Raw genomic sequence first — 20193 nt, 5'->3', positions numbered from 1 at the left:
CTCTCGACAATGGTTGTGTCGAGGGCGACGATGACAGAAAATTACCTTCAGATCAACAACCGTGAAGGAAAATGCCGCATGAGCGCAGAGCTGGTCCGACTTGCGATGACGGTGCTCCAGCCGGGGTTCGAAGGGACGTCGCCTCCCGACTGGCTGCGCCGCGCGCTGGGCGAGGGCCTGGGCGGCGTCATCCTGTTCGCCCGCAACTCCATCGGCGAGCAGCTCGTCCGTTCGGTGCGCGCCGAGAACCCCGGCGCGATCGTCGCGGTCGACGAGGAGGGCGGCGCGGTCACCCGGCTCGAAGTGCTCGCCGGCAGCTCCTTCCCCGGCAACCGGGCGCTGGGCGTGGCCGACGACGTCGAGCTGACCGAGCGGGTCGGCCGGCAGATCGGCCGGATGCTCGCCGAACTCGACATCTCCCTCGACTACGCCCCCTCCGCCGACGTGAACGCCAACCCGGAGAACCCGGTCATCGGCGTGCGCTCGTTCGGGCCCGATCCCGAGCTGGTCGCCCGGCACACCGTCGCGTACGTGGCCGGGGTGCAGGGCGCGGGCGTGGCCGCCTGCGCCAAGCACTTCCCGGGGCACGGCGACACGACCACCGACTCCCACCTGGCGCTGCCCACCGTGCACGCCTCGCGGGCGGTGCTCGACGAGCGCGACCTGCCGCCGTTCCGGGCCGCCATCGCGCACGGGGTGCGCTCGATCATGTCCGGCCACCTGCTCGTGCCCGCGCTCGACCCGTCGATGCCGGCCACGCTCAGCCACAGCGCCCTGACCGACCTGCTCAGGGGCGAGCTCGGCTTCGACGGAGTGGTGGTCACCGACGCGATCGAGATGCAGGCCGTGGCCGACATGTTCGGCCCCGGCGAGATCGCGGTGCGCGCGCTTGCCGCCGGCGTCGACACCATCTGCGCCGGCCGGGCCGACGAGCGGAGCCTGCACGAGATGCGCGACGCCGTCGTCGAGGCGGTGCGCACGGGCCGGCTGGCCGAGGAGCGGCTGGCCGAGGCGGCCGGCCGGGTGCTCGCCCTGTCCACCTGGTACGCCGAGCGGTCGGAGCTGCGCGAGAAGGCCCGCGCCGACATCGACGAGGGCGTCGGCCTGGAGGCCGCCAGGGCCGCGCTGACCACGACCGGCACCGCCGTGCTCGACCGGGGGCCGCTGGTCGTGGAGGTCAACACCCGGCTCAACCAGGCGGTCGATCCCGCCACGCCGACCGGCATCGCGGCGGCGCTGGCCGCCCGGCTGCCGAACACCGCCAGGGTGCGCCTCGACCGCGACGGCGAGCTGCCCGCCTTCGACGACCGTCCCGTGGTGCTCGTGGTGCACGACGCGGCCCGGCACCCGTGGGTGCGCGAGGCGCTGGCGCGGGCGCTGGCCGTCCGGCCCGACGCGATCGTGGTGGACACCGGCATCAGCGACGCGCCCGTCGGGGCCGCCCACGTCGCCACGCACGGCATCTCCCGCGTCTCCGCGCAGGCGGCGGCCGAATGGCTGACCCGTTGAACACCGAGCCCGCGAACCCGGTCGCCACCGTGCGCGCGGTGCTGCCGTCGCTGACCCCGGCGGCGCAGGCCATCGGACGCATCATCCTGGACGACCCGGGGCTGGTCGTGCGGAGCACGATCACCGAGTTCAGCGCGGTGTCGGGCACCAGCGAGGCGACGATCGTGCGCACCGCGCGGGCGCTCGGCTTCGCCGGTTACTCGCAGATGCGCTTCGCGCTGGCCGCCGCCGTGGCCAAGCAGCCCGAACGCCTGGTGCCCGGCGACCTGGCCCCCGACGACCCGCTGACCGACGTGATCGCCAAGGTGGCGCGGGCGGAGTCCGACGCGCTGGCGGACACGGCGGCGCAGCTCGACCCCGACCAGCTCGGCGAGGTCGTCCAGGCCATCGCGGTGGCCCGGCGGGTGGACGTCTACGGCGTGGCGGCCTCGGGTCTGGTGGCCGCCGACATGTCGCAGAAGCTGCTGCGCATCGGCCTGTCCAGCCATCCGTTCAGCGACGCCCACCTGGCTCTGACCAGCGCGGCGCTGCTGCGGGACGGCGACGTGGCGGTGGCCATCAGCTGCAGCGGCGAGACCCCCGACGTGCTGGTCCCGGCCCGTACGGCGGCCGAGGCCGGGGCGCTGATCGTGGCCATCACCAACAACCCGCGCTCGTCGCTGGCCGACCTGGCCAGCCACACGCTGGTGTCGGCCGGCCGGGAGACCGCCTTCCGGCCCGGCGCGCTGGCCAGCCGGATCAGCCAGCTGCTGATCGTCGACTGCATCTTCGTCGGCCTGGCCCAGCGCACCTACGACCGGGCCGAGGCGGCGATCCGGGCCACCCGCGACGCGACCGACCGCTACCGCAACCGGTGACGGACGACCGGCGACCGACAAGCGGGCGTCAGGCGCGGGTCACCGAGACCTTCGCCAGGTCGGCCTCGATGCGCGCCGCCGTGGCCAGGAGCTCGGGCAGCAGCCCCGTCCTGACCTGGTGCAGGCTGGTACGGCCGACGTGCGTGGAGACGTTCACGGCGGCGACCGTACGGCCGGCGTGGTCGCGTACGGGCGCGGCGACCGACCGCAGGCCCTCCTCCAGCTCCTGGTCCACCATCGCCCAGCCGCGCAGGCGCACCTGCTCCAGCTCGGCCCGCAGCGCGTCGGGCAGCACGACGGTCCTGGAGGTCAGCCTGCGTAACGCGGCCCGTCCCAGGTAGTCGTCCAGGTCGCCGGGCGGCAGGGCGGACAGCAGCACCCGGCCCATCGACGTGCAGTAGGCCGGGAAGCGGGTGCCGATGCTGATCGACACGCTCATGATCCGGGCGGTGGCGACGCGGGCGACGTACACGACGTCCTCGCCGTCGAGAACCGCGACCGAGGCGGACTCGTGCACCTCGGCGGCCAGGCGTTCCAGGTGGGGGCCGGCGACCTCGGGCAGCGACAGGCCGGACAGGTAGGCGTATCCCAGCTCCAGGACGCGGGGGGTGAGCGCGAACAGCCGGCCGTCGTTGCGCACGTAGCCGAGGTCGGTGAGGGTGATGAGGAAACGCCTGGCGGCGGCGCGGCTGAGGCCGGTCGCCCGCGCCACCTGACTGAGCGTCAGCTCGGGCGCCGCGGCGCTGAACGCGCGGATCACCGCCAGCCCTCTGGCCAGCGACTGCACATGATCGACCATGGTGATCCCTTGACAGAAGCCGACAAGGGCGTAGTTTCCGCCATATGGGGCTGTTCGGACAGAGAATACCTGTGCGCATAGCGAACACCTAGGAGCAGCCGTGCGTCGCGCTCTCATCATCCTCGCCGCCCTGCTCGTGGCCGCCTGCGGCGGCCCGCGGCCGGGCACTACGGCGGGAGGCAAGGCCCGGGTCAACGCCGGAGTGATCGCGATCGTCGACACCGCGCCCATCCACCTGGGCAGGGCCAAGGGCTTCTTCGCCGAGCAGGGCATCGACCTGGCGATCACCCCCGTGCAGGGCGGCGCGGCCAGCATCTCGGGGACGGTCGGCGGACAGTTCCAGTTCGCCTTCGCCAACACCACCTCGCTGCTGACCGCCAAGCAGCAGGGGCTGGACGTGAAAGTGGTGGCCAACGGCGTCTCCTCGACCGGGCGGCCGGGCGAGGACTTCAGCGCGGTGCTGGTCGAGCCGGACAGCCCGATCAGGTCGGCCAAGGACCTGGCGGGCCGGCGGATCTCGGTCAACCAGCTCAAGAACATCGGCGACACGACCATCCGGGCCTCGGTCCGCAAGGCGGGCGGCGACCCCGGCGGCATCGAGTTCGTCGAGCTGCCCTTCCCCGACGCGCCCGCCGCCCTGCGCAGCGGCCGGGTGGACGCCATCTGGGTGGTCGAGCCGTTCGTCAGCCAGGCGATCAGCCAGGGCGCGCGGCCGGTGGCCTGGAACTTCGCCGAGGCGGCCCCCGGACTCACCGTCGCCATGTACTTCACCACCGGCCGGACCGACCCCGGCCTGACCGAACGGTTCACCGCGGCGATGCGCAGGTCGCTGGAGTACGCCGACGGCCATCCCGACGAGGTGCGGCAGATACTCGGGACGTACACGAAGATCGCGCCCGAGGTGATCGCGAAGATCCACCTGCCGAAGTGGCCGGTCGAGGTCAACAAGGCGTCCGTGCAGACCATCGCCGACCTGGCGCTGGCCGACGGCGTGCTGACGAAGAGGATCGACGTGTCCGCGCTGGTCCCGTGAGGCGCGACCTCCTCCACGGGCTCGCCGGGCTGGGCGGCCTGCTCGCGCTGGTGGAGGCCGTGCCGCGGCTGGGCCTGGTGGACGAGCGGTTCCTGCCCCCGGCCACGCGGATACTGGGCGCGCTCGCCGCCGAGCTGGCCACGGCCCGGCTCTGGGTCGCGCTCGGCGAGACCATGCGCGGCTGGGCGCTCGGGCTGGCGCTGGCGTTCTGCGCGGCGGTCGCGGCGGGCGTGCTGATCGGGACCGTGCCGGGGCTGCGGGCGCTGACCGGCTCGACGGTCGAGTTCCTGCGGCCGATCCCGTCGGTCGCGCTGGTGCCGCTGGCCACGCTGCTGTTCGGCGCCACGCTCGGCTCGACGCTGCTGCTCGTGGTCTACGCCGCCTTCTGGCAGGTGCTCATCCAGGTCCTGTACGGCGTCGCCGCCGTCGATCCCGTCGCCCACGACACCGCCCGCTCGTACGGGTTGTCGGCCTGGTCGCGGATCAGGCACCTGGTGTGGCCGACGGCGCTGCCGTACGTGATGACCGGGCTCCGGCTGGCGGCGGCGGTGGCGTTCATCCTGGCGGTGACGGCCGAGCTGGTGATCGGCAGCCCGGGGCTCGGCGCGGAGATCCAGGTGGCGCAGAGCAGCGGCGCCGTGCCGACCGTGTACGCGCTGATCGTGCTCGCGGGCGGCGTGGGCATCGTGGTCAACGCGGCCGTGCGGCTGCTCGAACGCCGGGTGCTGGCCTGGCATCCGGCCGTGCGCTCGGAGGCGGCGGCGTGAGGGCGCTCAGGCTGGTCGCCCTGCCCGCGGCGCTGGTGCTGGTCTGGTGGGCGGTCGGCGGCAGCACGTTCTACCTGCCTGGCCCGGCCGAGGTGGGCCGGGCCTTCGCCGCGACGTGGTTCTCCCGGCGGCTGCTCGACGACGTGCTGCCGAGCCTCGCGCGGCTGCTGGCGGGGTACGCGCTGGCCGGGCTGCTCGGGGTGGGGCTCGGCGTGCCGATCGGGTTGTCGCGGCGGCTGCGGGCCACGCTGGAGCCGGTGCTGGAGTTCTTCAGGGCCGTCCCGCCGCCGGTGCTGGTGCCGCTGATCATGTTGCTGGCCGGGATCGACACGGCCATGAAGGTGCTGGTCATCGTGTCGGGCTGCCTGTGGCCCGTCCTGCTCAACACCGTGGAGGGCGTACGGGCGCTGGACGAGGTGCTGTCGGACACCTGCCGCATGTACGGCGTGCGCGGCGCCTCCAGGCTGCGCCGGTTCGTGCTGCGCGGCGCGAGCCCGCAGATCATGACCGGGCTGCGGCAGGCGCTGTCCATCGGGATCATCCTCATGGTCATCAGCGAGATGTTCGGCGGTTCGAGCGGGCTCGGGTTCACGATCGTGCTGTTCCAGCGGCAGTTCCAGATCGCCGAGATGTGGAGCGGGATCCTGCTGCTCGGCCTGCTCGGCCTCGGGCTCTCGCTGCTCTTCGGCCGCCTTGAGCGGTGGGTCCTGGCCTGGTACCACGGCAGCGGAGCCGCCCGTGCTTGAGATCTCCGGGCTGAACAAGGTCTACCGGAGCCCAGGCCGCCGGGTGGAGGCGATCGGCTCGGTCACGTTCGGCGTCGCGGCGGGCGAGCTGGTGTGCGTGGTGGGGCCGTCCGGCTGCGGCAAGACGACGCTGCTGCGGTGCGTGGCCGGGCTGCTGCCGGTCAGCGGGGGCGAGGTGCGGGTGGCGGGCGAGCCGGTGACCGGGCCGCCGCCGCGCATGGCCGTGGTCTTCCAGGAGTACGGCCGCAGCCTGTTCCCCTGGATGACCGTCCGGCAGAACGTCGAGCTGCCGCTGAAGGAGAAGCGGGTGCCGCGCGCGCGGCGGGCGGAGCTGGTGACCGGGTCGCTGGCGGCGGTCGGGCTGGCCGACGTGGCCGGCGCCCATCCGTGGCAGCTCTCGGGCGGCATGCAGCAGCGTGTGGCGATCGCGCGGGCCGTGGCCTACGAGCCGCAGGTCCTGCTCATGGACGAGCCGTTCGCCGCCGTGGACGCGCAGACCAGGGCCGACCTGGAAGACCTGATCCGGCGGCTCTGGCGGGACCTTGAGGTGACCACGCTGTTCGTCACCCACGACATCGACGAGGCCGTCTACCTGGGGCAACGGGTGATCGTGTTGTCGTCGTCGCCGACGTCGGTCATGGAGGACCTGCCCATCGACCTGCCGCGCGACCGCGACCAGCTCACCACCCGGTCGCTGCCGCGTTTCGGCGAGCTGCGCGGGCAGGTCTACCGGCGGATCCAGCAGGCGAGAGGGGCACAGTGAGCACAGTGAGGGCGGCGGCGTTCGAGGTGCTGCGGCGGCACGGCCTGACGACGATCTTCGGCAACCCCGGCTCGACCGAGGTGTCGCTGCTGACCGGGCTGCCGGACGACCTGCGCTTCGTGCTCGCGCTGCACGAGGGCTCGGTCGTCGGCATGGCCACCGGCTGGGCCATCGGGCACGCCGAGCCCGCGCTGGCCGTGCTGCACACCACGGCCGGGCTGGGCAACGCGGTGGGCGCCCTCGCCACGGCCCGGGTGAACCGGGCTCCCCTGGTCGTCCTGGTGGGGCAGCAGGACCGGCGGCACCTGGCGCTGGAGCCGTTCCTCGCCGGGCGGCTGGCCGGGCTGGCCGGCGACTACCCGGTGTGGACCGACCAGCCGGTGCGGGCGCAGGACGTGCCGGGGGCGCTGGCCAGGGCCTTTCACGAGGCGGTCACGCACCGGGGCCCCGCGCTGGTCGTGGTGCCGATGGACGACTGGGACGCGCCCTTCGCCGGCGAGACCCCGGCGGCTCCGGCCCGGGTGCTGCGGCCCGCCGCCGTGCCCGACGCCGGCCTGGCGCCGCTGGTGGAGCTGCTGGCCGGGGCACGGTCCCCGGCGATCGTGTCGGGGGCAGGGGCGGCTTGGGGGCCGCTGGTGCAGCTGGCCGAGCGGCTGGCGTGCCCGGTGTTCCAGGAGTCGTTCGGGGCGCTGGCGGGGTTCCCGCAGGACCATCCGCAGTACGCGGGGGTGCTGCCGGCCGACCGGGGACGACTGCGGGCCGTGCTGGCGCCGCATGACGTCGTGCTGGCCGTGGGTGCGCCGGTGTTCCGGCAGTACCCGTACGCGCCGGGGCCGCTGGTCGAGCCTGGGACGGCGGTCGCCGTGGTCACCGACGACCCGGCCGAGGCGCACCGGAGCCCGGCCGCCCTGGCCGTCCTGGCCCCGCCCGGGGCCGTCTGCGAGCGGCTGGCGGCCCTGCTGCCGGCCCGGCCCGCCGCTCCGGCGGCCGTTCCACCGGCCCCGGCGCCGGAGGTGCCCGGCGGGGAGCCGTTGCGGCCCGCGTACGTGCTGCGCGAGCTGGCCCGGCGGCTGCCCCGTGACGTCGTGCTGCTGGAGGAGACCCCGTCGTCCCGTCCTGACCTGCACCGGCTGGTCCCGGCCAGGAACCCGCTGGGTTTCGTCTCGGCGGCCATGGGCGGGCTCGGGTTCGCCGTGCCGGCCGCGGTCGGCCTGCGCATGGCGCTGCCCGGACGCCCGGTGGTCGCGGTCGTGGGCGACGGCTCGGCGCTCTACGGCATGCACGCCCTGTGGAGCGCCGCCCACTACCGGGTGGGCGCGCTGTTCGTCGTGCTCGCCAACGGCCGCTACGCGGTCATGGACCGGCTGGCCGAACGGCAGGGCGGCAAGGCCCCCTGGCCGCCGTTCGCGGAGGTGGACATGGCCGCGCTGGCCAGGTCGCTCGGCTGCCCCGCCCGGCGGGTGGACGGCCCCGCCGAGCTGGGGGCCGTGCTCGACGAGGTGATCCCGTCGCTGGCCGCCCGCGAGGAGCCCCTGCTGCTCGACGTCACCGTGGCCGTGGACCAGGACTTCCAGCCGTGAGCCGGCTCACCAGGCCGGAGGGCGCCGCCCGCCGTCGGCTGCGGGGTCGAAGCAGAGCTCGGGGGCGGCGTCCGGCTTGAAGACCTCGTCGAGGGCCCACCGCTCGTACGGGCGGGCGCACGGCGGCGCGCCGGCGATCGCCAGCTCGCGGGCGTCGAGGTCCATGACGACGGAGTAGACCGTGTGGCACTCCTCGGCCGGGCCGGCGTCGGGGTCGAGGTGGCGGCAGACGCCGTCGGGGAAGGAGTAGTGGTCGCGCAGGGCGGCGACGACGTGTTCGAGGCCGACCGCGCGCTCGGCGGCGATGTCCTCCAGCAGGTGGCGCACGCGTTCGGGGCGCAGCAGGGTCAGGCCGGACCTGGCCGCCTTCATGTCCTCCAGCGGCAGCTCGGCCTCGAAGTGGTTGGCGTGGGTGAGCAGGCCGTCGCGCGGCAGCAGCGCGCCGAACGCGCCCGGAGCCACCTCAAGGTCGATGGCCTCGCCTCCGGCGTCGGCGATGAGCAGGTTGCCCGAGGAGACGCGCGGCACGTCGAGCACCTTGCGGTGGGCCCGGCTCATGCGGTCGGACTGCAGCACCCCGCGCAGCAGGAAGTGGTACGGGACCCCCGCCCCGGCGTGGTCGCGGTCGGACTGCAGGCGGTTGGCGCACACCCCGAGCCCCGCCGAGTTGAGCCCCGATTTGGCGAGCATGCCCGCCTCGGCCAGCGTGAGCACCGCGAACCCCTCGGTGTCGCGGGTGGCCAGCAGGAAGGTGACCGCGCCCTGCTCGGGATGCCAGTCCCAGTTCTGGGCGAGCAGGGTGTGGCCGTCGCGGGTGTACTTGGGCAGGACGGCCAGCGCGGTGCAGCCGTCGTCGTGGTAGCCGGTGCCGTCGAGCAGCTCGGTACGGGCGTTGAGCGCGGCGATGTGCTCGACGGGCCGGCCCGCGCCGGCCGCCAGGCCCTCCAGCATGGCGGCGATGCTCGGGTCGTACGCCCTGGCCACGTCGAGGAAGGTCTGGCCCCAGCGCAGCACGTCGGCCGAGGAGAGCCCGGACTTGTCGCGGAACCGCCGCAGGTAGGTCTCCACGCTCCGCGCGACCAGGTCGGCGGTGCGGTGGCCGACCTCGGCCCCCATCTCCTCGTAGGTGCCCTCGACAGCGATGAGCGGGGTGTCCATGAATCGGCCTTCCGTGATGGGGGTGGGGCTCGCTCTTCTTCCCATTCCCCCCATCAGGGCTTCATCCCCCGATCACTCAGGAACGCTCGGCGGCCTCCACGACGTTGGACAGCAGCAGCGCGCGGGTCATCGGCCCGACCCCGCCCGGGTTGGGCGTGAGGAAACCGGCGACCTCCTCGACGTCGGGGGCCACGTCACCGGCGATCTTGCCGTGGACCCTGGAGACGCCCACGTCGAGGACGGCCGCGCCGGGCTTGACCATGTCGCGCGTGATGAGCTCGGGCACGCCGGCCGCGGCCACGACGATGTCGGCGCGGCGCACGTGGGCGGCCAGGTCCTGGGTGCCGGTGTGGCAGAGGGTCACCGTGGCGTTCTCGCTGCGGCGGGTCAGCAGCAGGCCGAGCGAGCGGCCGACGGTGATGCCGCGGCCCACCACGACGACGTCGGCGCCCTTGATCGGCACGTTGTACTCCTGGAGCAGCAGCACGATGCCGTGGGGCGTGCAGGGCAGGGGCGCGTCGACCATGTGGACGAGGCGCCCGAGGTTGACCGGGTGGAGGCCGTCGGCGTCTTTGGCCGGGTCCATGCGCTCCAGCAGCGCCATCGTGTCGATCTGCTTCGGCAGCGGGAGCTGGACGATGTAGCCGGTGCAGGCCGGGGAGGCGTTGAGCTCGTCGACGGCCGCCTCGACGTCTTTCTGGGTGGCGGTGGCCGGGAGGTCGACGCGGATGGAGGCGATGCCGACCTCGGCGCAGTCGCGGTGCTTGCCCGCGACGTAGATCTGGCTGCCCGGGTCGTCGCCCACCAGGACGGTGCCCAGGCCGGGCGTGATGCCGCGGTCCTTGAGCGCGGCCACCCGGGTCGCGAGGTCTGCCTTGATCCTGGCGGCTGTCGCCTTGCCGTCGAGTTTCACTGCGCTCATGCCGTCAATCCTTCCATGACTGCTCGGCTTCCCGGCACGGGCCGCGCGTTCGTCCACAGTTTTTCCACAGATGGGAGGCAGGCGGCGCCCGTTGTCCACAGGGAGACGATGACATCGTTGTCATCGATCAAGGAAAGGCATATCGTGTCGGGCGCCGACACCATGCCCCACGGAGGTCCCCCTTGCGCGCCCGCTCCCCCCTGCCACGCCTCGGCGGCCTCCGCCGGCCCGTCCACCCCGTCCACGGATGACCTGCGTACTCGCCGTCGACATCGGCGGGACCAAGCTCGCCGCCGCGCTGGTCGACGAGGCCGGCTCGCTGCTGCGCTCGGCCACGCGGCCCACGCCGCGCGCCGACGTCATGTCCGCCCTGGCGACCCTCGTCACGGAGGTGACCGGCGGGGGCCCGCCTCCGCACGCCGTCGGCGTCGGCTGCGCGGGCCCGCTCGACCTGACCACGGGCACGGTGAGCCCGGTGAACATGCCGAGCTGGCGCGGCTTCCCGCTGCGCGACGAGCTGCGGCGGCTGACCGGCCTGCCCGTGGTGCTGGCCGGCGACGCCCAGTGCATGGCGCTCGGCGAACACTGGCTGGGCGCCGGGCAGGGCAGCACGTCGCTGCTCGGCGTCGTCGTGTCCACCGGCATCGGCGGCGGCCTGGTGATCGACGGCGCGCCGCTGCTCGGCCCGGCGGGCAACGCGGGGCACGTCGGCCACATGAGCGTCGATCCCGGCGGCGAGCGCTGCGAGTGCGGCGGCCGGGGCTGCGTCGAGCGCTACTCCAGCGGCCCCAACCTGGCCCGCTGGGCCCTGGAGAACGGCTGGGCGCCCACCGGCGACCGCGACGCCAGGGCGCTGGCCGCCGACGCGTCCGCCAGCCATCCGGTGGCGGTGGCGGCCTTCGAGCGCGGCGCCAGGGCACTGGCCGGCATGATCGCCTCCACGGCGGCCGCGGTCGAGCTCGACACCGTGGTCATCGGCGGCGGTGTGTCGGCGGCCGGCGCGGTGCTGTTCGGCCCGCTGGAGCGGGCGCTCGACGACGTGGCGGGGCTGGCGTTCGTCCGGGCGGTCCGGGTGCGACCCACCACGCTGGGCGTGCGCGCGGGCCTGGCCGGGGCCGCCCGGCTGGCCTGGCGCCTGTCCGGCTAGTCGCGCTCGGCGAAGCGGGCCTCGCGGCGCTCGATGATCCGGCGGGTGTACGGGATGAGCTCGACGACCCGGCTGCCGAGGTACGCACCGATGAAGGCGAGGACCAGGAGGACAAACGGGCTGGTCGAGAAGCCGTTCATGGTCACGAAAGCATGCAGGGCCACGTCGAGCATGGAAACTCCGGGGGAATGAGCACAGCAGGGCGGCAATCAGGGTAACCGGGGAGTGCCGATGCTCGCCGCCAAAACGGATAAAGGGCAACAAGTGATCTCTTGTTGCCCTTTATCTGATGAACCGGTGATCAGTGGAAGAAGTGCCGGGTGCCGGTGAAGTAGAGGGTGACGCCGGCCTGCTCACAGGCGTCGATCACCTCCTGGTCCCGGATCGAGCCGCCCGGCTCCACGATCGCCTTGACCCCGGCCTCGATCAGCACCTGCGGCCCGTCGGGGAAGGGGAAGAACGCGTCGGAGGCGGCGACCGAGCCGGCCGCCCGCTCCCCCGCCCGGCTGACCGCGAGACGGCAGGAGTCGACCCGGTTGACCTGGCCCATGCCCACGCCCACCGTGGCGCCGCCGGCGGCCAGCAGGATGGCGTTCGACTTCACCGAGCGCGAGGCGCGCCAGGCGAAGGCCAGGTCGGCCAGCAGCTCGGGCGAGGCGGCCGCGCCGGTCTTGAGCTCCCACGCCGACGGGTCGTCGCCGGCCGCGTCGATCCGGTCGACCGCCTGCAGCAGCAGGCCGCCGTCGACCCGGCGGAACTCCAGCGGCTGGGACGGCCCCTCAGGGCAGCGCAGCAGGCGCAGGCTCTTCTTGGCCCGCAACACCTCCAGCGCCTCCGCGCTGAAGCCAGGGGCGACGACGACCTCGGTGAACACGTCGGCGATCTGCCGGGCCAGCTCGACGGTGACCTCGCGGTTGACCGCGATCACGCCGCCGTAGGCCGAGACGGGGTCGCAGGCGTGGGCCTTGCGGTGGGCCTCGGCCACGTCGGCGCCGACGGCGATGCCGCACGGGTTCTGGTGCTTGATGATGGCCACGCACGGCTCGGCGAAGTCCCAGGCCGCCCGCCAGGCCGCGTCGGAGTCGAGGTAGTTGTTGTAGGACATCTCCTTGCCGTGGAGCTGCTCGGCGTTGGCCAGGCCGCCCGAGCCGGCGGTGTAGAGGGCGGCGCGCTGGTGCGGGTTCTCGCCGTAGCGCAGGGTCGCCTTGCGCTCGTACGCGACGCCGGTGAACTCGGGGAACTCCTCCCCGCCCGCGTACGGCCCGGCGAACCAGTTGGCCACGGCCACGTCGTAGGCGGCGGTGTGGGCGTACGCGTCGCCGGCCAGGCGGCGGCGCTCGTGCAGCGTGAACCCGCCCTCGGCCAGCGCGGTCAGCACGTCGCCGTAGGCGGCGGGATCGACCACGACCGCGCAGGTGGCGTGGTTCTTGGCGGCGCCCCTGATCATCGCGGGCCCGCCGATGTCGATCTGCTCGACGCAGTCCTCGTCGGAGGCCCCGGAGGCCACCGTCTGCTGGAACGGGTAGAGGTTGACCACCACGAGCTGGAACGGGTCGATCTCCAGCTCGTCGAGCTGGGCCACGTGGTGGGGCTTGGTGAGGTCGGCCAGCAGGCCGGCGTGCACGCGCGGGTGCAGCGTCTTGACCCGGCCGTCGAGGCACTCGGGGAAGCCGGTGAGCTGCTCCACCTTGGTCACCGGGATCCCGTGGGACGCGATCGCGGCGGCCGTGCCGCCTGTCGACACGATCTCCACGCCGGCGCCGTCGAGTGCCCTGGCCAGCTCTTCGAGCCCGGACTTGTCGTAGACAGCGATCAGCGCGCGCCGGATGGCGATGCGAGTCACGTGCTTTCCCCTCCTGATTGGTTGCCGATGCGGACGATGCGTCCGCTGACCGTCCAGCCCTCGCGGGCCATCCGGCCGACGATGTCGACGAGCAGGCGCCGCTCGACGGTCTTGATGCGCTCGTGCAGGACCGGCTCGTCGTCCTCCGGCAGCACGGGCACCGCCTCCTGAGCGACGATCGGCCCCGTGTCGACCCCCGCGTCGGCCAGCATCACCGTGCAGCCGGTCACCTTCACCCCGTGGGCCAGCGCGTCGCGCACGCCGTGGGCGCCGGGGAAGGACGGCAGCAGCGCCGGGTGGGTGTTGAGCACGGGGAACGCGTCGAGCGTGGGCGCACCCAAAATCTTCATGAAGCCCGCCGACACCACCAGGTCGGGCTCGTACGATGCGATCTGCGCGGCGAGAGCGGCATCCCAGTCCGCCCGAGTCGCATGATCACCCAGTTTTTCAACAAATGTCGGGACATTTGCCCTGGTGGCCCTGGCCAGGCCCTCTATGCCGTCCCGATCCGCGCCCACCGCCACCACGCGCGCACCGTACGACGGGTCGGCGGAAGCGTCCAGCAGGGCCTGTAGGTTGGTTCCAGAGCCGGAGACGAGGACGACGAGCCGCCCAGCCTTTGACACGCACACTCCAAAGAATGGAAACAGGGTGGGGCTGACAGGGTATCTGTTCCTCGCCCGGCGACGCAGAGGAGGTCAGGTGTCGACACCGGTGCAGGCACCGGCGGGTCAGCAGCCCGCCGATTCAGCGGGTCGCCGTGCGATCTGGTTGTCCATCGCGGCGCTGGCCATGACGTTCATGCTGCCGCTCGCCGGCCTGGTCATGGCCCTGTTCGCGCTCATGTCCGGCATCCGCGCGCTGCCGCGGCTCAAAAGCGCCCACAAGCCCACGGGCACGGCCGTCGGCGGCATCACCATCTCCTCCATCGCGCTGGCCCTGTCGGCGATGGCCACGGGCATGCAGCTCTACCTGATGGACGAATACTCCGCCTACCAGGAGTGCATGAAGGGCGCCGGCACGGTCTCGGCCCAGGGCGAGTGCTTCACCCAGTTCAGGGACGCCGCGCAGCGCAAGCTGCCGCCCGACGTCCTCCAGCTGCTCGGGGCGATGCAGTCCTAGTCGCGGTCCCAGGCGTAGGGGTCGACGTAGATGACGTGACCGCCGCGGTCGTCGGACTCGTCCACGATGTCCTTGCGCGGCGGGCGGGCCGGGTCGCCTGACGGCTCGGCCGGGCGCGGGCGGGCCTGGGCCAGGGTCTCGGCCTCGGCGGAGGCGTGCTCGTCCTGCCAGTCGTCCCTGATGACCGGGATCTCCTGGGTGTCGGCCTCGGTGGCGTCCATCCAGTGGCCGGGCAGCGGGCGCGGGTCGGACTCGGCCAGGCCCACCTTGCTGGCCGCCTTGGCGATGGCCGCCCCCGCCTTGCGGACCGGGGCGGCGGCCTTGTCGAGCGGCGCGCGGGCCTTCTTGTTGAGCAGCAGCAGGTTGGCCACGCCCGCCGAGATGCCGGCCGCCACGCCCACCTCCAGGGCCACCGACAGGGCCACCTCCCAGGGGGACGGGCCGATCGCCGACAACCGGCCGCCGCCGATGGGCCCGCCGGACAGCGCGGCCAGCAGGCCGGCGACCAGGCCGGTGGAGACGCCGGTCAGGAAGCCCCACAGGGGGGCGGCCTCGTACGAATGCGAGGGCGAGATCCGGGCCACGAACACGCCCGCCACCGCGCCCGCCGCGAACGGCAGCGCGATCACCGCCATCATCCACGCGGGCACGGGTCCGCTCTCGGGCAGCGCGCCCAGCAACGGCAGGCTCGGCACGGTGCCGAGCTCGACGCCGGTCGGGGCGACCAGCGTGTCCGCGCCGATGGCGAAGCCGGGGCCGGCGATGTAGGAGGAGGCCCAGATCACGGCGTTGAGCAGGTAGAGGAGCTGGAGCAGCAACAGCAGCACGCCGCCGACGAAGCCCGGCGCGAGCACGTTCGACAGCTCCCTGACCTGGCCGAAGTTCAGCACGACCGCGACCAGCACCAGCCCCAGCCCGGAGGCCAGCAGCGACGTGGTGGCGACCGCCGTGCCGACCGTGACGGCGCGCAGCCGTTCGGGCAGCAGCTTGAGCATGATCCGCCACGGGCCGATCATGCGCGCGGTGGCCAGCGAGCCCGCCAGGAAGGCCAGCACGAAGTGGCTGAGCAGCGCCTCGCCGATGAACGGCTGGGTGATCTCGTTCCTCGCCACCAGCGCGATCAGCCCGGCCAGCAGCGCGTAGGGGGCCGCCAGCGAGACGCCGGCCTGGCCGACCAGCACGAGCTGCGCGCGGCGGCGGGCGTTGGCCTGCTCGCGCGGGCTGTTCTTGGGCAGCCGGGCGGGCAGGCGCAGCCGCAGGTCGGCGTCGCGGGCCATCCACCGGCCGGCGCGGTAGAGCAGGAAGGCGGGCAGCACCATCAGCCCGAGGGGCAGCAGCCCGACCCGGCCGCCGGGCATCGCGAACCCGGCGTGGTGCGCGGCCAGCCAGAGCTGCGCCGCCGCGCGGAACACCCCGGGCAGGCCCGCGCCGAGCGTGCCGCGCGGCGCGGCGATCCAGCCGACGAGGGTGAGCGTGGTGAGCACGGCCAGGCCGACGCCGAGCGTGCAGGCGGCGGCGAGCATGCCCGACACGGGTAGCGGCCGCCTCGTCTCGTCGTCGTCGGTCGAGACCCCGGGGAGCTTGCCGAGCACCGACTTGGGGGCGGTACGCAACTGGTCGAGAATGGCCGTCACAGATGCGATTTTCTCAATCTTTCCCAACCATCGCTTGGTTGACGCGCCGCAGAGGGTCCACTTTGTCGCCGTGACACCCCCGCGAACGCGCCTCGCCCCCTTTCCCCGCCCTTTACGCGCCGCCCCGGCGGCCTCCGGGACATGGAAAAGCCCCGCATGGCGGCGGCCAGGCGGGGCTTTTCCATGCGTGACTAGCGGGACTGCATGATCTCGCGCATCAGGCGGGCCGTCTCGGAGGGGGTCTTGCCGACGCGGACGCCGACCTTCTCCAGGGCCTCCTTCTTGGCCTGGGCGGTGCCGGCCGAGCCGGAGACGATGGCGCCGGCGTGGCCCATCGTCTTGCCCTCGGGGGCGGTGAAGCCCGCGACGTAGGCCACGACCGGCTTGGTGACGTGCTGCTCGATGTAGGCCGCGGCACGCTCCTCGGCGTCGCCGCCGATCTCACCGATCATCACGATCGCGTCGGTGTCGGGGTCGTCCTGGAAGGCCTGGAGCGCGTCGATGTGCGTGGTGCCGATGACCGGGTCGCCGCCGATGCCGACCGCGGTCGAGAAACCGAAGTCGCGCAGCTCGTACATGAGCTGGTAGGTCAGCGTGCCGGACTTCGAGACCAGGCCGATGCGGCCGGCGGTGGTGATGTCGGCGGGGATGATGCCGGCGTTGGACGCGCCGGGCGAGGCGATGCCGGGGCAGTTGGGCCCGATGATGCGGGTCTTGTTGCCCTTGGCCACCGCGTACGCCCAGAACTCGGTCGAGTCGTGGACCGGGATGCCCTCGGTGATCACGACGCAGAGCGGGATCTCGGCGTCGACGGCCTCCTTGACGGCGGCCTTGGTGTGGGCCGGCGGCACGAAGACGACCGACACGTCGGCGCCGGTCTGCTCCATGGCCTCCTTCACCGTGCCGAACACGGGCAGGCCCTCGTGCGTGATGCCCGCCTTGCGGGCGTTGACGCCGCCGACGACCTTCGCGCCGGAGGCGAGCATGCGGCGGGTGTGCTTGGTGCCCTCACCGCCGGTCATGCCCTGAACAATGATCTTGCTGTTCTCGGTCAGCCAGATAGCCATGACTCACGCACCTACCGCAGCGAGCTCGGCGGCCCGCTTGGCCGCGTCGTCCATCGTGTCAACCAGCTCGACCCGCGGGAGCGCGGCGTCGGCCAGGATCTGCCGCCCGAGCTGGGCGTTGTTGCCGTCGAGGCGGACCACCAGCGGGTGCGTCACGGCCTCGCCGCGGCTCTCCAGCAGCTTGAACGCCGAGACGATGCCGTTGGCCACGGCGTCGCAGGCGGTGATGCCGCCGAAGACGTTCACGAAGATCGACTTGACGCTCGGGTCGGAGAGGATGATCTCCAGGCCCGCGGCCATGACCTCGGCCGAGGCGCCGCCGCCGATGTCGAGGAAGTTCGCCGGGGACGGCTTGCCGGGGAACGCCTCGCCCGCGTAGGCCACCACGTCGAGGGTGGACATGACCAGGCCCGCGCCGTTGCCGATGATGCCGACGTTGCCGTCGAGCTTGACGTAGTTGAGGTCCTTCTCCTTGGCCTTGGCCTCCAGAGGGTCCTCGGCGGCCTTGTCGGCCAGCGCCTCGTGGTCGGCCTGGCGGAAGCCGGCGTTCTCGTCGAGGGTGACCTTGCCGTCGAGGGCCTTCACCTGGCCGTCGGCCGACAGGATCATCGGGTTGACCTCGACCAGCGTGGCGTCCTCGTCGACGAAGCAGCACCACAGCTTCTCGATGAGCTCGGCGGCGCCGTCGAGCGACTTCTCGGGCAGGCCGCCGGCCAGCGCGATCTCACGGGCCTTGGCGCGGTCGATGCCGTCGAGGGCCGAGACCGGCACCTTGGCGACCTTCTCGGGCGTGCTGTGGGCGACCTCTTCGATGTCCATGCCGCCGGCGGCGGAGCAGATCGCGAGGAAGGTACGGTTGGCGCGGTCGAGCAGGAAGGAGAAGTAGTACTCCTCCGCGATCGCGCTGGCCTCCTCCACGAGCACCTTGTGGACCGTGTGGCCCTTGATGTCCATGCCGAGGATGGCGGTGGCCTTCTCGACGGCGTCGGCGGCGTCGTCGGCCACCTTCACGCCGCCGGCCTTGCCGCGACCGCCGGTCTTGACCTGGGCCTTGACGACAACGCGGCCGGTCAGCTCCTCAGCCGCCGCCCGCACCTCCTCCACGGTGTTGGCGACGATGCCGCGTGGCACCGGGATGCCGTAGTCAGCGAAGAGCTCCTTCGCCTGATGTTCGAACAGGTCCACGAGGGTCCGTCCTTGCTTATCCGACTGATGTTCGACGGCCCGGGCAACTGCGCTGACGGTCGCGTCCGCTCGCCGCTCGTGTCGGCTTCGTGCCTCGCTCTCTCACGGCGAGCTCCTACGCTCAGGGGTGCGTGCCGGGCGTTTCCGCCAGTGAAGCCTAGCCCCAAGCTTGACCTGCACAGGTCATCGGGGCACGGTTCTTCCGCTATGTGACGGTGATCTCACTTCACCATGTCCCTCTGTGCACCGAAAGTGCACCAATTCGCTGCCTTATGCGGCGTCTGTCGATATATGGTCGTGATCTTCAATTGGCAGGATTCCTGCTCCCCTCATTCTTGATCTGAAGGAATCGGATGAAGCGAATTATCGCGGGCCTGGCCCTGGCCTCCGCGGCGGCGCTCGTGACCGCGACCCCGGCCCAGGCCGCGCCCGCGGATCCGGCGAAGGCGCTGAAGAAGCAGTACGTCGCCGGACACGGCGTACGGTTCACCGAGACGTCCCGCTCCTCGATGGACGGCAAGAGCACCGGCGCCACGAAGACGTCCGGCGTTCTGGAGTTCGGCAAGTCCGGAATCGTCGCCTCGGACGTACGTAATCACGCCACCGGCAAGGACGACGTGTACGCGTCGCTGATGCCGTCCCGGATCATCACCCTGGGCAAGCACGTATATGCGCAGGGCGGCCTTTACAGCGAGGGCCTGCCCGAGGGCAAGAAGTGGGTCCGCTACCCCGACACCGGCCTCCGGATCAGCACCTCCAACCAGATGCTGGACGTCTTCGAGCCCAAGGTGCTGCAGGCCCTCGTCTCCCACGCCGCGAGCACCAAGGGCGGGATCTACCGCGGCTCGGTCACGGTGAAGGAACTCGGCAAGATCTACGGCCAGAGCGTCAACAAGAAGGTCGCCAAGGTCAAGGTCTCGTACCTGCTCGCCGTGAACTCCAAGGGCCTGGTCACCAGGGTCGTCAGCGACTGGACCCTCGACTACGGCATCCTCGGCACCAGCCACAGCACGACCGAGACCCGCTTCACCGGCTGGGGCGTCAAGGTCAAGGTCAAGGCCCCGCCGGCCGACCAGGTGACCGACGTCGCCGACCTCGGCGACGACAGCACGGTCCCGCAGAACATCCCGGACGGTTCCCTCAACTCCCTGGGCAACGTCAGGTAGCCCCCCTCCTAAGGACACTCATGAAGCGATTGCTCGCGGCCGCGGTGACGGCCGCGGCACTCATCCCGGCCGTCCCCGCACAGGCGGCCGTGGACCCGGTCACCGCCCTGAAGCGGCAGTTCGCGCCGGGCCACGGGGTGACGATCTCCGAGACCGCACGGATCGAGTCGAAGCGTTCGCGCGACGACGAGGTCACCCGCATGGCCGGCTCCGTGGAGTTCGGCGCGTCCGGGCCCGTCGCGGCCGACGTCGTGTTCAGGACGGTCGGCGAGGACGACAGCCGGCAACGCTGGATCAGCGTCGGCGGCAAGGTCTACGTGCAGGCGGCCGACCTGGCCGACGACCTGCCCTTTGGCAGGACGTGGGTGCTCATGGAGCACCTCAAGGGCAGTGTCATCACCTCGGCCCAGCCGGTCGACGTGCTGCGGCCCACGACGGTCAAGACCCTGCTCGCGCATGCCGGCAGCCTCAGGGACGGCCTCCGCCAGGGTGCGCTGACCCCCGCGCAGGCGCGCGGGACCGGCGCCTACGAGGCGTTCTCCTTCCGGCTCGGCCTGAACTCCCAGGCGTTGCCCGACCGCGTCGTAACCGGCCAGAACGGCACGCCGGGCTCGCGGAGCACCGTCGAGACCCGGCTCTCGGGCTGGGGCGCGAGGGTCAGCGTCAAGGCGCCTCCGGTGGACGAGGTCATCACCTACAAGGACCTGGTGGCCGAGAAGCGGGCCAGAGCCGAGCGGCTCAGCCAGGCCATCCCCGACGGTTCCACCAGCTCGCTCGGCCTGTTCGACTAATGGGACCTGCCGGGTCGGCCTCGCTGGCAGACTCGGTGCCTGGTAGCCGCTGGTGAGTGAGCACTCTCGTCGACCGGACTTCGAGTCCTAGGGTCAGATCGTGC

General features: G+C 72.5%; 20 protein-coding genes. 11 read left to right on the top strand and 9 right to left on the bottom strand.

What is annotated here, in order from left to right; genetic code table 11:
* Nucleotides 1–78: 78 nt before the first annotated feature.
* Both ABZ459_RS13080 and ABZ459_RS13075 read left to right on the top strand, forming a co-directional pair.
* Complete coding sequence (locus ABZ459_RS13080; RefSeq protein WP_357969715.1) at nt 79–1509, top strand: glycoside hydrolase family 3 N-terminal domain-containing protein; 1431 nt, start codon at nt 79–81, stop codon at nt 1507–1509.
* Nucleotides 1494–2366: a MurR/RpiR family transcriptional regulator gene (locus tag ABZ459_RS13075; RefSeq protein WP_352328557.1), complete on the top strand. Its 873-nt coding sequence runs from the start codon at nt 1494–1496 to the stop codon at nt 2364–2366. The genes ABZ459_RS13080 and ABZ459_RS13075 overlap by 16 nt, the downstream gene beginning before the upstream one ends.
* Before the next feature lie 28 nt (nt 2367–2394).
* On the opposite strand, the gene ABZ459_RS13070 is transcribed toward ABZ459_RS13075, so the two are convergent.
* Nucleotides 2395–3165: an IclR family transcriptional regulator gene (locus ABZ459_RS13070; RefSeq protein ID WP_357969712.1), complete on the bottom strand. Its 771-nt coding sequence runs from the start codon at nt 3163–3165 to the stop codon at nt 2395–2397.
* 100 nt (nt 3166–3265) lie between these two features.
* On the opposite strand from ABZ459_RS13070, the gene ABZ459_RS13065 reads away from it, so the two are divergent.
* From ABZ459_RS13065 to ABZ459_RS13045, 5 genes are read left to right on the top strand one after another with little or no spacing between them, the layout of a single operon-like run.
* The gene (locus tag ABZ459_RS13065; protein ID WP_357969709.1) at nt 3266–4198 is read left to right on the top strand and encodes an ABC transporter substrate-binding protein; all 933 of its coding nucleotides are present in this window, start codon (nt 3266–3268) and stop codon (nt 4196–4198) included.
* Nucleotides 4195–4965, top strand: coding sequence for an ABC transporter permease (locus tag ABZ459_RS13060; protein ID WP_357969706.1), 771 nt, complete (start codon nt 4195–4197; stop codon nt 4963–4965). The genes ABZ459_RS13065 and ABZ459_RS13060 overlap by 4 nt, the downstream gene beginning before the upstream one ends.
* Complete coding sequence (locus ABZ459_RS13055) at nt 4962–5711, top strand: ABC transporter permease subunit (protein WP_357969705.1); 750 nt, start codon at nt 4962–4964, stop codon at nt 5709–5711. The genes ABZ459_RS13060 and ABZ459_RS13055 overlap by 4 nt, the downstream gene beginning before the upstream one ends.
* Entirely contained in the window at nt 5704–6474 is a 771-nt protein-coding gene (locus ABZ459_RS13050) for an ABC transporter ATP-binding protein (protein ID WP_357969702.1), read from the top strand. The genes ABZ459_RS13055 and ABZ459_RS13050 overlap by 8 nt, the downstream gene beginning before the upstream one ends.
* Nucleotides 6471–8054, top strand: coding sequence for a thiamine pyrophosphate-dependent enzyme (locus ABZ459_RS13045; RefSeq protein ID WP_357969699.1), 1584 nt, complete (start codon nt 6471–6473; stop codon nt 8052–8054). Before ABZ459_RS13050 ends, ABZ459_RS13045 begins: the two co-directional genes overlap by 4 nt.
* A 6-nt stretch (nt 8055–8060) precedes the next feature.
* Here the strand turns inward: ABZ459_RS13045 and ABZ459_RS13040 are convergent, their stop codons facing one another.
* Both ABZ459_RS13040 and ABZ459_RS13035 read right to left on the bottom strand, forming a co-directional pair.
* Nucleotides 8061–9212 carry a C45 family peptidase gene (locus ABZ459_RS13040; protein WP_357969697.1) on the bottom strand — a complete coding sequence of 384 codons (1152 nt, stop codon included), beginning with the start codon at nt 9210–9212 and terminating at the stop codon, nt 8061–8063.
* A gap of 76 nt (nt 9213–9288) precedes the next feature.
* Nucleotides 9289–10134, bottom strand: coding sequence for a bifunctional methylenetetrahydrofolate dehydrogenase/methenyltetrahydrofolate cyclohydrolase (locus ABZ459_RS13035; protein WP_357969695.1), 846 nt, complete (start codon nt 10132–10134; stop codon nt 9289–9291).
* A gap of 247 nt (nt 10135–10381) precedes the next feature.
* Here ABZ459_RS13035 and ABZ459_RS13030 point away from each other — a divergent pair, with 247 nt between their 5' ends.
* Nucleotides 10382–11281 (top strand): ROK family protein, encoded by a 900-nt coding sequence (locus ABZ459_RS13030; RefSeq protein WP_357969692.1) that lies wholly within the window; start codon nt 10382–10384, stop codon nt 11279–11281.
* On the opposite strand, the gene ABZ459_RS13025 is transcribed toward ABZ459_RS13030, so the two are convergent.
* The 3 genes from ABZ459_RS13025 to purN all read right to left on the bottom strand — a co-directional run bounded on the left by ABZ459_RS13025 (nt 11278) and on the right by purN (nt 13750).
* Complete coding sequence (locus ABZ459_RS13025; RefSeq protein ID WP_357969691.1) at nt 11278–11454, bottom strand: hypothetical protein; 177 nt, start codon at nt 11452–11454, stop codon at nt 11278–11280. The genes ABZ459_RS13030 and ABZ459_RS13025 overlap by 4 nt on opposite strands.
* A gap of 128 nt (nt 11455–11582) precedes the next feature.
* Complete coding sequence (gene purH, locus ABZ459_RS13020; RefSeq protein ID WP_357969689.1) at nt 11583–13124, bottom strand: bifunctional phosphoribosylaminoimidazolecarboxamide formyltransferase/IMP cyclohydrolase; 1542 nt, start codon at nt 13122–13124, stop codon at nt 11583–11585.
* A complete protein-coding gene (gene purN / locus ABZ459_RS13015) occupies nt 13121–13750 on the bottom strand; it encodes a phosphoribosylglycinamide formyltransferase (RefSeq protein WP_357969686.1) in 630 nt (209 codons plus the stop codon). Before purN ends, purH begins: the two co-directional genes overlap by 4 nt.
* Nucleotides 13751–13826: 76 nt before the next feature.
* On the opposite strand from purN, the gene ABZ459_RS13010 reads away from it, so the two are divergent.
* Nucleotides 13827–14246, top strand: a complete 420-nt coding sequence (locus ABZ459_RS13010; protein ID WP_357969684.1) for a hypothetical protein — start codon at nt 13827–13829, stop codon at nt 14244–14246.
* Here ABZ459_RS13010 and ABZ459_RS13005 read toward each other — a convergent pair.
* The 3 genes from ABZ459_RS13005 to sucC form a co-directional block, all read right to left on the bottom strand.
* The gene (locus ABZ459_RS13005; protein WP_357969682.1) at nt 14243–15880 is read right to left on the bottom strand and encodes a DUF6350 family protein; all 1638 of its coding nucleotides are present in this window, start codon (nt 15878–15880) and stop codon (nt 14243–14245) included. The two genes, ABZ459_RS13010 and ABZ459_RS13005, sit on opposite strands and share 4 nt — an antisense overlap.
* Before the next feature lie 191 nt (nt 15881–16071).
* Complete coding sequence (sucD, locus tag ABZ459_RS13000) at nt 16072–16947, bottom strand: succinate--CoA ligase subunit alpha (protein WP_125644468.1); 876 nt, start codon at nt 16945–16947, stop codon at nt 16072–16074.
* 3 nt (nt 16948–16950) lie between these two features.
* Nucleotides 16951–18132 carry an ADP-forming succinate--CoA ligase subunit beta gene (gene sucC, locus ABZ459_RS12995; protein WP_357969680.1) on the bottom strand — a complete coding sequence of 394 codons (1182 nt, stop codon included), beginning with the start codon at nt 18130–18132 and terminating at the stop codon, nt 16951–16953.
* Nucleotides 18133–18485: 353 nt separating this feature from the next.
* On the opposite strand from sucC, the gene ABZ459_RS12990 reads away from it, so the two are divergent.
* Both ABZ459_RS12990 and ABZ459_RS12985 read left to right on the top strand, forming a co-directional pair.
* The gene (locus ABZ459_RS12990) at nt 18486–19298 is read left to right on the top strand and encodes a hypothetical protein (protein WP_357969678.1); all 813 of its coding nucleotides are present in this window, start codon (nt 18486–18488) and stop codon (nt 19296–19298) included.
* 20 nt (nt 19299–19318) lie between these two features.
* Nucleotides 19319–20089 (top strand): hypothetical protein, encoded by a 771-nt coding sequence (locus tag ABZ459_RS12985; RefSeq protein WP_357969676.1) that lies wholly within the window; start codon nt 19319–19321, stop codon nt 20087–20089.
* Nucleotides 20090–20193: the final 104 nt, after the last annotated feature.

The organism is Nonomuraea sp. NPDC005692 (genome assembly GCF_040631115.1).
Taxonomy (GTDB): domain Bacteria; phylum Actinomycetota; class Actinomycetes; order Streptosporangiales; family Streptosporangiaceae; genus Nonomuraea.
Note: the sequence above shows the minus strand (reverse complement) of the source record. Positions and strands in the feature narration are given on the sequence as shown.

Bases quoted from the DNA above. Each gene is read 5' to 3' on its own strand.
- ABZ459_RS13080 (WP_357969715.1), top strand. From the start codon at position 79: ATGAGCGCAGAGCTGGTCCGACTTGCGATGACGGTGCTCCAGCCGGGG.
- ABZ459_RS13075 (WP_352328557.1), top strand. From the start codon at position 1,494: ATGGCTGACCCGTTGAACACCGAGCCCGCGAACCCGGTCGCCACCGTG.
- ABZ459_RS13070 (WP_357969712.1), bottom strand. From the start codon at position 3,165: ATGGTCGATCATGTGCAGTCGCTGGCCAGAGGGCTGGCGGTGATCCGC.
- ABZ459_RS13040 (WP_357969697.1), bottom strand. From the start codon at position 9,212: ATGGACACCCCGCTCATCGCTGTCGAGGGCACCTACGAGGAGATGGGG.
- ABZ459_RS13035 (WP_357969695.1), bottom strand. From the start codon at position 10,134: ATGAGCGCAGTGAAACTCGACGGCAAGGCGACAGCCGCCAGGATCAAG.
- ABZ459_RS13030 (WP_357969692.1), top strand. From the start codon at position 10,382: ATGACCTGCGTACTCGCCGTCGACATCGGCGGGACCAAGCTCGCCGCC.
- ABZ459_RS13025 (WP_357969691.1), bottom strand. From the start codon at position 11,454: ATGCTCGACGTGGCCCTGCATGCTTTCGTGACCATGAACGGCTTCTCG.
- sucD (WP_125644468.1), bottom strand. From the start codon at position 16,947: ATGGCTATCTGGCTGACCGAGAACAGCAAGATCATTGTTCAGGGCATG.
- ABZ459_RS12990 (WP_357969678.1), top strand. From the start codon at position 18,486: ATGAAGCGAATTATCGCGGGCCTGGCCCTGGCCTCCGCGGCGGCGCTC.
- ABZ459_RS12985 (WP_357969676.1), top strand. From the start codon at position 19,319: ATGAAGCGATTGCTCGCGGCCGCGGTGACGGCCGCGGCACTCATCCCG.